This is a genomic window from Thiomicrorhabdus hydrogeniphila (genome assembly GCF_054656895.1).
Genome location: NZ_BAAHXL010000001.1, coordinates 1,745,571 through 1,757,704 on the forward strand (window position 1 = coordinate 1,745,571; position 12,134 = coordinate 1,757,704).

At 37.2% G+C, this 12,134-nt stretch carries 10 protein-coding genes; 2 read left to right on the forward strand and 8 right to left on the reverse strand.

Annotated features, from left to right (window positions below):
• Nucleotides 1–19: 19 nt before the first annotated feature.
• The 6 genes from hflC to mutL all read right to left on the reverse strand — a co-directional run bounded on the left by hflC (nt 20) and on the right by mutL (nt 7,552).
• Nucleotides 20–877 carry a protease modulator HflC gene (hflC, locus tag ACYQ0E_RS07900; protein WP_460187690.1) on the reverse strand — a complete coding sequence of 286 codons (858 nt, stop codon included), beginning with the start codon at nt 875–877 and terminating at the stop codon, nt 20–22.
• On the reverse strand, nt 877–2,133 hold the full coding sequence (gene hflK / locus ACYQ0E_RS07905) for an FtsH protease activity modulator HflK (protein WP_460187691.1): 1,257 nt from the start codon (nt 2,131–2,133) through the stop codon (nt 877–879). The genes hflC and hflK overlap by 1 nt, the downstream gene beginning before the upstream one ends.
• 322 nt (nt 2,134–2,455) lie before the next feature.
• Nucleotides 2,456–3,769 carry a ribosome rescue GTPase HflX gene (gene hflX / locus ACYQ0E_RS07910; protein ID WP_460187692.1) on the reverse strand — a complete coding sequence of 438 codons (1,314 nt, stop codon included), beginning with the start codon at nt 3,767–3,769 and terminating at the stop codon, nt 2,456–2,458.
• 120 nt (nt 3,770–3,889) lie between these two features.
• On the reverse strand, nt 3,890–4,156 hold the full coding sequence (hfq, locus tag ACYQ0E_RS07915; protein ID WP_460187693.1) for an RNA chaperone Hfq: 267 nt from the start codon (nt 4,154–4,156) through the stop codon (nt 3,890–3,892).
• Between the two features lie 461 nt (nt 4,157–4,617).
• Nucleotides 4,618–5,577 (reverse strand): tRNA (adenosine(37)-N6)-dimethylallyltransferase MiaA, encoded by a 960-nt coding sequence (gene miaA / locus ACYQ0E_RS07920; protein WP_460187694.1) that lies wholly within the window; start codon nt 5,575–5,577, stop codon nt 4,618–4,620.
• Between the two features lie 46 nt (nt 5,578–5,623).
• Nucleotides 5,624–7,552, reverse strand: coding sequence for a DNA mismatch repair endonuclease MutL (mutL, locus tag ACYQ0E_RS07925; RefSeq protein WP_460187695.1), 1,929 nt, complete (start codon nt 7,550–7,552; stop codon nt 5,624–5,626).
• Between the two features lie 303 nt (nt 7,553–7,855).
• Between mutL and apbC the strand changes: the two genes are divergently transcribed.
• A complete protein-coding gene (apbC, locus tag ACYQ0E_RS07930; protein ID WP_460187696.1) occupies nt 7,856–8,980 on the forward strand; it encodes an iron-sulfur cluster carrier protein ApbC in 1,125 nt (374 codons plus the stop codon).
• Here apbC and ACYQ0E_RS07935 read toward each other — a convergent pair.
• A complete protein-coding gene (locus tag ACYQ0E_RS07935) occupies nt 8,977–9,135 on the reverse strand; it encodes a hypothetical protein (RefSeq protein ID WP_460187697.1) in 159 nt (52 codons plus the stop codon). The two genes, apbC and ACYQ0E_RS07935, sit on opposite strands and share 4 nt — an antisense overlap.
• A 3-nt stretch (nt 9,136–9,138) precedes the next feature.
• Nucleotides 9,139–9,468: an STAS domain-containing protein gene (locus tag ACYQ0E_RS07940; RefSeq protein ID WP_460187698.1), complete on the reverse strand. Its 330-nt coding sequence runs from the start codon at nt 9,466–9,468 to the stop codon at nt 9,139–9,141.
• Nucleotides 9,469–10,019: 551 nt separating this feature from the next.
• Between ACYQ0E_RS07940 and metG the strand changes: the two genes are divergently transcribed.
• Entirely contained in the window at nt 10,020–12,107 is a 2,088-nt protein-coding gene (gene metG, locus ACYQ0E_RS07945; protein ID WP_460187699.1) for a methionine--tRNA ligase, read from the forward strand.
• Nucleotides 12,108–12,134 lie beyond the last annotated feature (27 nt).

Here is a 12,134-nt window from a genome sequence, read left to right on the forward strand (position 1 = left end):
ATTATTTAACTTGATAACTCTATTTAGTTGACTGATTAAAGTACTTAAAGAAATCAGACTTCGGATCAACGATCATGACATCAGATTTGTTATCAAATGTTTTCTTGTAGGCGTTGATGCTGTGATAAAACGCATAAAACTCTGGATCTTTTCCGTAGGCTTTAGCGTAGATATCGGCTGCTGTTGCATCACCTTTACCTCGTAAAATTTCTGCTTCACTATATGCGTCAGCTAAAAGAACAACACGTTGACGATCTGCATCGGCTTTAATTTTTTCAGCCGTTTCAGTCCCTTTTGAACGTAAGTCTTTTGCTTCACGATTACGCTCTGCATTCATTCTTTGATAAACCGATTCACTGATATCTTTTGCTAAATCTATACGTTTAATACGTACATCTTCAATTTCGATACCAAAAGACTTGGCTTGTAAATCTGTTGTTTTCTTGATTTTTTGCGCAATTTCTACACGTTCACCAGAAATAACTTCTTTTACTGTACGGCTACCAAATTCATCTCTTAAACCAGATTGAACAATTTGCCCTAAACGCATACCCGCTAAACGGTTATCACCATTCATAGTCGTATAGAATTTTTTCACATCAATAATACGCCACTTAACAAAAGAATCCACTTCTAGCTTTTTCTTTTCTACTGTGTAGTAATCTTCTGGTGCAGCATCTAATGTTTGTAAACGAGAATCAAACAAGCGCACATTGTTAATAAATGGTGTTTTGATATGTAGGCCTGGTGTAACGTCGGCTTTAACAATTTCACCTAAACGAAGAACAACGCCTGTTTGCCATTGATTAACAACATAAACAGAATTGCTGGCAACAAATAATACTGCTGCTACAAATATTAATAATAAAGTTTTCATTAACGTAGCTCCCTCGTTCTTAAATACTCACGAATTCCAGGTTTTTGTGTTGTATTACTATTTGTCATAGGAACTTGAGTCTTGGTGCTTTGTGAGCTAGTAGTACTGCTTTCATCTAATTTAAATGGCACAGTGTGTTGATTACCAATCATTTTATCTAAAGGTAAATACAGTAAGTTATTTGCACTTTCAGAACCAACAAATACTTTACTCGTTGCGCTTAATACTGAAGAAACGGCATCAATATATAGACGTTTACGTGTCACTTGTGGTGCTTTTTCATATTCAGCAACAATACTGGTAAAACGTGCTGATTCACCTTTTGCTTGTGCAATAACTTGGTCATGATAAGCACTTGCTTCTTCAAGCAAACGAGCCGCTTGACCACGTGCTTTAGGTAAAATATCGTTTGAATAGGCTTCAGCTTCGTTAATTGAACGCTCTCTGTCTTGACCTGCTTTAACAACATCGGCAAAGGCTGGTTGAACTTGCTCAGGTGGTTTTGCTTCCTGTAAGTTAACACTGGTAATCATTAAACCGGTTTTATATGAGTTTAATCGTTCTTGAGCTAACTCTTGAACACGCTTAACAATTACATCACGCCCTTCAGTTAACACAAAGTCCATCGTGTTTTGACCAACCACTTCACGCAGTGCACTTTCGGTAACAGAACGTAGCGTTGAATCTGGGTCTGTTACATCAAATAAATAATTATTTGCACTGGTAATTTGGTATTGAACAGCAATTTTAAGATCAACAATATTTTCATCTTTAGTTAACATTAAAGATTCATTTAATACGCTGCCTGAAGCGGTACGACCACGAGAATCTTGTGCAACACCTGAACGGTAACCAATTTCAGCGGTACGTATTTGGTCTACGTTTACGATTCTTACCGTTTCTATAGGATAAGGCATATGCCAATGTGGACCTGCTTGAGTTTCTTCAACAAACGCACCAAAACGAGTAACAACACCTCGTTCAGCTGGATCTACAATATAAATCCCTGATAATAACCAAACAATCACAATAACAGCAAAAATAACTGTTCCGCCGAAGCCGCCAATGCCGCCCCCGCTTCCGCCTAATTTATTGCCAGCACCACCAAGGATACTTTGTGCTTTTTTTAATAACTGGTCTAAGTCATCATTATTTGGTTTCTTAGGTGGTTTTTTATCGCCACCACCATTATTGCCAGAGTTTCCTGAGTTACCCCAAGGATCTTGTCCTGACTTACCTGGTTCGTTCCAAGCCATTTAACCTATCTCCATGCTTTCACATTGGTTGTGCTTCAATTCAATTTATCTATAAAACATTTTTTATAGATAAACCCTAATGTTGCGATTTGTAATCCCGACATTTTAGAGAGTTACTCATCAAAAGTCACCTATTAAAAGATTTTATAGATAAGATAATTTTACTAAAACCTTTATCTATCTGCGGTGTAGAAGAAAAATAAATAAAATTTAATTTTAAATTAAGAAATATGTCGCTAATCACCAACTATTAACAAGGTTTATATAAATTCATTAGTCTTTATCTTTTTACCTGAACATGAATCTTATACAAAAACTTGTATTATTTTTCTAATGTATCGGGGTTTCTAATATTAGCCTTTATAAATTCTGGCCATTTTTTAATACTGCTCCATTCCGTTTCAGTAAGAAGCATGGTAAAAACACTATTACCCTCTTCATCAAACCCTTCTTCCAGAATGGTACCGAGCTCATAAAGCTGGGCGCGTTTTTTACCTGCATTGACATTTAAAACTAAATCAACAGTATGAAATCGTCCTTTAAAAAAGGAGGCTACGGCTTCCATTAATAACTCAACACCTAAGCCTTTTTGAGCCGAAACCCAAACGCGACTTGCCACGCCGTTTTCATCATAGTCTATATGCGGTTCTACGGTAGGTTCTAATAAATCAATTTTATTAAAAACAACCAATTGAGGTACGTCGTCTGCACCTACCTCTCGAATAACCTCATAAACGTCGGTCATTTTTTCTTCGCGATGTATATCTGATGCATCAACAAGATGAATCAACAGGCTTGCTTCCCGTGTTTCTTCTAAAGTAGAACGAAATGCCGTCACTAAATCATGCGGAATGTGTCTAATAAAACCAACCGTATCTGCAAAAATAACCGGCCCAGCGCCAGGCAAATGTACCCTACGTAAGGTAGAATCTAAGGTCGCAAATAATCGATCTTCTGCATAAACATTGGCGGTTGTCATGTAGTTAAATAACGTTGATTTACCCGCATTAGTGTAACCAACAATGGTAATGGTTGGCAGTTCAGATCGTTTACGAGAACGACGCCCTAAATCACGTTGTTTTCGTACTTTATCTATTTTAGATTCAAGCTGTTTTATGCGACCTTGCACCAATCGTCTATCAGATTCCAACTGGGTTTCACCTGGCCCTCTTGCACCAATTCCACCTTGTCTATCAAGGTGAGTCCACCCTTTAACTAAACGTGTTGCCATGCGTTTTAGTTGAGCTAACTCTACTTGTAACTTACCTTCATGCGAACGAGCTCTTTGAGCAAAAATATCTAAAATCAAGCCAATTCGGTCTAAGACCTGGCAGCCGACTAGTTCAGATAAATTTCGTTCTTGCGCGGGTGTTAAGGCATGATTAACAATCACAACATCTGCCTCATAGAGTTCAACAGCTTGTTGAATTTCTTCGGCTTTACCTTTACCTACAAAATATTTAGAATCTGGATTTTGACGTTTCGTCGTAAGAAGTGTGCCTATTTCAGCACCGGCAGAATCCACTAACTCGTAGAACTCATCAAGTTCTTCTCTATCAGCTTCATTGCGAAAATCGACATGAACTAAAACAGCTCGTTCTAGTTCTTGTCGTTCAAGTCGATCAAATAATTCCATTAACGCTCTCTAGACGACTAAGTTATTTGTGAAAATAAACTTTATTAAATTCATCGTCAATTAAATAAACGGTTAGTAAGAACAGTAAATGAAATTATAAAAATATTATTCAAGATTAAATTAAACCTCAGCACTTTCTCTATCTTCCGAAGCCGCTTCATAAGGCTTTGGATCACGCATTGGAACAATCGTTGAAATTGCATGTTTGTAAACCATTTGTGTGACATTACTTCTCAATAAGACAACAAACTGGTCAAATGAATCAACTTTACCTTGGAGCTTAACCCCATTGACTAAATAGATTGAAACACCAATGCGTTCCTTTCTTAAAGCGTTTAAATACGGGTCTTGAATTGGCAACGCTTTTGCCACTTTCTTGTTCTCCATGATGGTTCCTATTTTTATTATTTTTTATGTTTTTATATTTTATGTTTTTATATTTATTTTATGTTTTAACGAGAGTAGAACAGAAAATTAAGCCTAATCTTATCTAATCAAGTAATAAAACACGATTAACAACTCGTTTTAGCAAACCGCCGCCCAATGACATTATCATTAGGTATAACTAAAACAGGTGGATTTTAACCATTTTTATCTATTCATTATCTCGTGCAAAATTCTTTTATTCGTTTAAACACTTAAGTTTAGGTATAAATTACGAATTTTCTTAACCAAATGTTCAATTAAAACGTAATAAAATTGAATTGCAAACATATAGCGAAAAGCATACCACAGCAAACAAGATTGTTATTATCAATTCATTTAAATTAAATCGTTTAATTTACTAAAATTTGTAAGATAACCTCACCGACCTTGCTAACAATTACATCTTTTTTAAGCATTATGCACTATGTAAGGGCTTTTTTTAATAATTCAAGGGTTTGTTCAACACGCTCTTGTAATGAAGTTTTATACGGGTCAATAATGGTTAAGTTTTGCTCTTTTCTTAACCAAGTAAGTTGACGTTTAGCCAATTGTCTTGTGGCGACCAAACCCTTATAAATAAACGTTTCATAGTCATACTCGCCTTGCATAAACAACCAGGCCTGTCTATACCCCACACTGCGAAGTGAAGTCATATCTTCATTTAAATCACCACGCTCAAATAAACTTTTAACTTCTTGCAGAAAACCATTATCAATCATTTGACTAAAACGTTTTTCTATTTGCTTATGTAGCTTTGCTCTGTTTTCTGGAACTAGAGCGATTTTTAACATTTTAAATTCTGGCAACCCTTTTTTAGGTTCTGCTCTTAATTCAGTTAACGTTTTGCCTGTAACCTCATAGACTTCTATTGCTCTAACCAAACGTTGCGGATCGTTTTTATGAATTCTTTCTGCTGATTCTGGATCAATATCAAGTAATTTCTCATGCAACATATCAGGCGTTTCTTGCCAAATTTTTAGCCATTTTTCACGTATTTTTTCATTAGCAGAAGGCAAATCAGACATACCTTGTTGCAACGCATTAAAATACATCATGGTACCGCCAACCAAAACGGGCAAACGATTACGGGCAAAAATCTCAAACACTAACCGATTTACATCTTCTACAAAATCAGAAGCCGAATACGTTTCAGTAACATCATGGGTATTAATTAAGTGATGCGGAACGGTATCTAACTCTTGCTGAGAAGGTTTGGCAGTACCAATATCTAAACCTCGGTAAATAAGAGCCGAATCTACACTAATGATTTCAATAGGCAACTGTTCAGCCAACAACATTGAAAGCTGGCTTTTACCCGATGCGGTTGGCCCCATAATGGCTAAACATTGTTTATTTGCAATTAATTGTTTGACTAAATCCATGTGTAATTTCTTATATTTTGAGCTGTTAATTTGATTATTATTTGGTTTACTGGCCGCGCATAAATAAGCTATCTAGCTGATTCATAGAAAGTTGTACCCAAGTTGGTCTGCCGTGATTGCATTGATCAGAACGCTCTGTCACTTCCATTTCTCTAAGCAGCGCATTCATTTCTGCTATAGTCAGCTGGCGGTTTGCTCTAACAGAACCGTGGCATGCCATGGTTGATAAAATGTGATTAATTTTTTCTTCTACTTGTTGAGTTTGCCCTGCTTCAGATAAATCGGCAATCATGTCATTTACCAGGCCTGCTATATCACTTTTAACCAATAAAGCAGGCACAGCCGTTACCTTTAATTGTTCTGGCCCCAACTCATCCATAGCAAAACCTAACTGCTCAAACAAGTTCTCATGCTCTTGCCAAACGGCAATATAAGCTTGTTCAAAGGTAAGCGCCATAGGCACTAATAAAGGTTGACTAATTAAGCGGTCTTTTTGCCATTGTTGTTTAAAACGTTCGTAAACCACTCTTTCATGTGCGGCATGCATATCTACCAAAACCATACCATTTTGATTTTCTGCCAAAATAAACACACCATGCAATTGTGCTTTAGCAAACCCCAACATGGGCATATTTTCATCGTATTGTTGATTACTAGCTTCATAACCAGATTGTGGTTCGGAAGCCGTTAATGAAGATAAATCACCACCTTGCCTACGTTGCTGAATGACATCGGCTAACTGTGCGTTATAACTGCCTTGCTTTTGGTTAAATGCGGTATGAGCCATAGTATTTTCTGGCAATTCATTCGCTGGGGCTTGAAACGAAATTGACTCTTGTACTGAAATATTTTGCGGTGTAAAACCAGGACGATACAAAGAGTATGGATTTTGACCTGGGCTATTTGCGTCACCCAAAGTTCCCTCTGCCATAACCGACTCTAAAGAAGCGCCCGTACCTTTTTTTGACACTACGGGTTTAGCTACCGCATCTCTTACACTTCTTCTTAAAAAATCGTAAACCCAACGGTCATTAGCAAAACGTACTTCGTATTTTGCAGGATGTACATTTACATCCACCAAGTCATGTGGCATTTCTATAAACAGCAAATACGCTGGGTGGCGGCCGTGATACATCACATCGGCATAGGCTTGTTTTACCGCATAAGAGAGTAAACGATCACGCACAATACGCCCATTAACAAACACATATTGCATATCGGTTTGGCTACGATTAAAAGTAGGTAACCCTACCCAACCTGATAACTTAATATCTTGGCTTTCAAACGCAATGGATAAAGATTGCTCTACAAAATTTGAACCCATTAATTGACTCAAACGTTTTTGCAAACTTGCTTGGTCGGTCACCGCATGAACTTGTCTGACCACCTTTTGATTGTGTACTAATTTAAAACCAACATTTGGGCGGCTTAACATGACACTTTTAACTAATTGGTCAATTTTAGAAAATTCAGTTCTTGCGGCACGCAAAAACTTTTTACGTGCTGGTGTATTAAAAAACAGATCATTAACACTAATACGAGTACCGACTCTACCTGCAGATGGTTGAGCTTCACTCCAATTCCCCTCGCCTTCAGCATATAATTTCCAGGCGGCAGATTCATCTTGGTGGCGACTAATAATCTCAAAACGTGAAACGGAACTAATACTGGCTAATGCCTCACCGCGAAACCCTAAAGTGGCCACTGAGGCCAAATCAGCACCAGTTTTAATTTTACTGGTTGCATGACGGCTTACGGCTAAAATCAATTCGTCTTTAGGTATTCCATGTCCATTATCGATAACAACAATCGACTTTTCACCACCCTCTTCAATCAGAATTTCGATTTGATTAGCACCTGAATCTAAGGCATTTTCAAGCAGCTCTTTAACCACAGAGGCAGGACGTTCCACCACTTCACCTGCTGCAATTTGGTCAGCAAGGTAACTAGGAAGTTGTTCAATGGACTGTCTCATTTAGATAAAAACCTTTTATCAGACTTAATAATCTGACGTTTCATACATTTAAAAATCTGGCCGAATTATAGCATTGCAAACCATCAATTACAGCAAGATAGCAATGCCACAATGCTTTTTAAATTAAGTTCTCATAACAATTTACCAGGCCTGGTAAATTGTTTGCACAAACAATAATCTCAGGAATTAAACCTATTGTAGAAAAACCTTTTATAAGACCACATAGATATAGTCGTTTTTTTATAGTGGCTATAACTGGTAAAATAGCCCACAAATAATTAAATTGGCAAAAAGGTTTACCACATGGGCATACTTAACTCTTTGTTTGGCAACGGCATTTCAGAAGCTTTGCAAACACAAATTACTCAGCAACTTACTATTTGCACAGACCCAACCTCAAAGCAAAGTTTAGAATCGCTAAAAGCCATACAGAGCCTACAATTTAAAAAAGGTGTGTTATCACTTACTATTGCCATGCCGTATCCGTGCAAAAGTCTTTGGCCAAGTATTGAACAAAATATACAGCATGAGTTATTAAAACTTGATGAAATAAAGCAAGTTAATGTGCAATTTGAAACCAAAATCGTTTCTCACGATGCTCAAAAAGGCGTTGCACACTTACCTAATATTAAAAATATTATTGCCATCGCTTCAGGAAAAGGTGGTGTGGGTAAATCAACCACGGCGGTAAACATTGCTTTGGCTCTGCAACAAGAAGGCGCAAGCGTAGGTTTATTGGATGCCGATATTTATGGCCCCAGTATTCCAACCATGTTAAACATAAAAGAAAAGCCACAATCTAAAGATGGCAAAAGTATGCAACCTTTAACCGCTTATGGTTTACAGGTTATGTCTATTGGCGCACTAATTGAAGAAGATTCTCCCATGATTTGGCGTGGCCCAATAGTAACCCAAACCTTAACCCAACTGCTTAAAGAAACCAATTGGGATGACCTGGATTATTTAGTCATTGATTTACCGCCAGGTACAGGTGATGTTCAATTAACACTTTCTCAACAAATTCCTGTAACGGGTGCCGTAATTGTTACCACGCCACAACAAGTGTCGCTAATTGATGCCAAAAAAGGCTTAAAAATGTTTGAAAAAGTAGAGATTCCTGTATTAGGAATTATTGAAAACATGAGCACCCACATTTGCAGTAACTGTGGTCATGAAGAAGCGATTTTTGGTTCACATGGTGGCGAAAAAATGGCTAAAGAATACAAAATGGAATTTTTAGGCGCTTTGCCTTTAGATAAACGTATTCGTGAAGAAGCGGATAATGGTAAACCAACGGTTACCGCTGAACCACAAAGTGATATTGCTCAAAAATATCGTCATATGTCACATAAAATCAGTGCACAAATTGGTATTCAAAAACGTAACTACGCCAGCGTCTTTCCTAATATTGTGATTCAAAACACTTAATAAAAACAGGTAAATGACTCAGCTTTTACCAGGCCTGGTAATTTCATATAACCATCTAGCGGCCTAAGTGTCGCTAAGATTAAAGACAGGCGTGTAAACTCTTTTTTATTTAATGCCATCTTTGTACGACTCATAAACGAAAGAAAAATGAACATTTTTTATTCGTTCATATCCTCGTGCAAAGATTTTTTAATATTAAATAACTGGTTAAACTGGGCGATTTCTAATATTTTTAATGCCGTACCGCTCACATTGGCGAGCAAAACTCGTTCTTTATCTCCTTTAACCTGCTCTCTTAAAAGTAAAAGCATCCCTAAAGCAGAACTGTCCATATATTGAGTTTCTGTAAAATCAACTTTAAAGCAATTATTATCGGCCTGATATTTTTGGCAAATCAACTTAAATTCTTCATACTGACTAACATCAAAACTACAAGGCAACACAATCGTTACAACGCCATCTTTTTGTTTAGTAATAAGATTATCCACTTAATTTCTTCCTAAAATACACGTGTTTTATTTCACCAAAAATCAAATAAATGATTTTTTGGGATTTTTGCATAAAAAGTTTAATCAATACATCAAATAAAAACTTTTTAATTTCAAGCCATAAATACAACGAATGACAAGCAGAGGTAAACAACGATCTGATAAAAATATCACAAACCACAATTAACGCTCAACCGCCTTTTGCCCTCCTATAAAAAGGCCTTGCATATAAAGCTATTGATTAGCATACCCGAGGTGGATATTTAAAAACAGTCGGCAAATTACTAAGCCAAATTGCAATCGTGTTTTAAGACAATTAAATAGTTACACATTCGCCGTACATTAATATAAAAGTATCAATACAAAAAGGGCAAAAAACTCTATAATATCGAGCTAATTTATAGATTTACTTAGCAAAGCTAAATTACAGTCGTGATCTATTGCTTTTTTTATTGATAAAAATGTAAAAAAGACTTTATTTAATCACGCTTTAGACCGCTTTAATTACGTAAACACATTAAAACAATATACCAAACTGGAACAACACACCAATGTCAGATAAATCAACGACCCCAAGAAAAATATTAGTTACAAGTGCATTACCTTATGCAAACGGCCCTATTCATTTAGGACACCTTGTTGAATATATTCAAACTGACATCTGGTCGCGTTTTCAAAACATGCGTGGCAATACCTGTACTTATGTCTGTGCTGACGATGCGCACGGCACCCCTATTATGCTAAGAGCGCAAGCCGAAGGCATTACGCCAGAAGCCTTAATTGCCAAATCGTCAGAAGAACATCAAGCCGACTTTACTGGTTTTAATATCGCTTTTGATCATTATCACAGTACCAACTCGCCAGAAAATAAAGCGTGTGCAGAGTACATTTATAACCAGTTAAATGAAAAAGGTTATATCTCTCGTAAAACCATTACTCAGGCCTACGACCCAGAAAAAGAGATGTTTTTGCCAGACCGTTTTGTAAAAGGCACTTGCCCAAAATGTAAAGCCGAAGACCAATATGGTGACAACTGTGAAGTGTGTGGGGCAACTTACAGCCCAACGGATTTAATTAATCCAAAATCAGCTGTTTCAGGTGCAACACCTATTGAAAAAGAGACTGACCACCTATTTTTTGAATTAGGTAAATTTGAAGACATGCTTAAAGAGTGGACTCGTGCAGGACACTTACAAACTCAAATTGCGAATAAATTAGATGAGTGGTTAGAAACTGGCTTACGTGGTTGGGATATTTCTCGCGATGCACCTTATTTTGGTTTTGAAATCCCAGGCGAGCCCAATAAATATTTTTACGTTTGGTTAGATGCGCCTATTGGTTACATGTCGAGCTTTAAAGCCTATTGCGAAAAATCTGGATTGAACTTTGATGAATATTGGAAAGCCGGTTCAAAAACTGAGCTTTATCATTTTATTGGTAAAGACATTATTAACTTTCATGCCCTATTTTGGCCTGCTATGTTGTCTGGGGCTGGGTTTAGAACGCCTAACGCGGTATTTGCGCACGGCTTCTTAACTGTTGACGGACAAAAAATGTCTAAATCTCGCGGCACATTTATTATGGCCAAAACCTATTTAGAACATTTAAACCCAGAATATTTACGCTACTACTATGCAGCCAAACTCAGTGGCCGTATTGATGACATTGATCTTAACCTAGAAGATTTTGCACAACGTGTAAACTCTGATTTAGTAGGTAAAGTCGTGAATATCGCCAGCCGTTGTGCCGGCTTTGTGGTTAAGAAATTTGATAGCAAACTGGCCAGCGAATGGTCTACTGAAGCCAGCACTTTATACCAATCTTTTGCAGATAAATCTGAAGAAATCGCCGACTTATATGAGCAACGTGAATACGGCCATGCCATGCGTGAAATCATGGCTTTAGCCGATAAAGCCAATGAATATATTGCCGAAACCGCACCTTGGGTTTTAGCCAAAGAAGAAGGCAAAGAAACTGAATTACATGAATCTGTTAGTGTGGGTATTAACTTATTTAGAGTATTAATGAGTTATTTAGCGCCTGTTATTCCAGAAACAGCTGAAAAAGCAAAAGCCTTTTTAAATATTGAAGCTTGGAACTGGAACGATGTGAAAGAACCACTAATGGGGCATGAAATCACCAAATTTAAAGCCTTATTAACGCGTTTAGAAATGACCGATATTGAAAAAATGATTGCCGCATCTGCAGAATCTTTAAGTACAGCTTCTTCTGTGCCTGATGGCAAAAAAGGCGATAAAAAAGCCAAACAAGCACCAGAAGCTAAAGCTGAAGCGGTGATTGAACCGATTGCTGAACAAATCACCATTGACGACTTTGCTAAAATTGATTTACGCATTGCCAAAATAGTGAATGCCGAAGCCGTTCCAGAAGCTAAAAAACTGCTTAAATTAACACTTGATATTGGTTTAGAACAACGTCAAGTTTTTGCAGGGATTAAATCGGCTTACGAACCAGAAGACTTAATTGGCAAACTCACCGTTATGGTTGCCAATTTAGCACCACGCAAAATGCGTTTTGGTTTATCAGAAGGCATGGTTTTAGCCGCAGGCCCAGGTGGTAGTGATTTATATGTACTTTCACCCGATGACGGTGCACAACCAGGTATGCGTGTTAAATAATTAATACGATTACATAAAACAGATTAA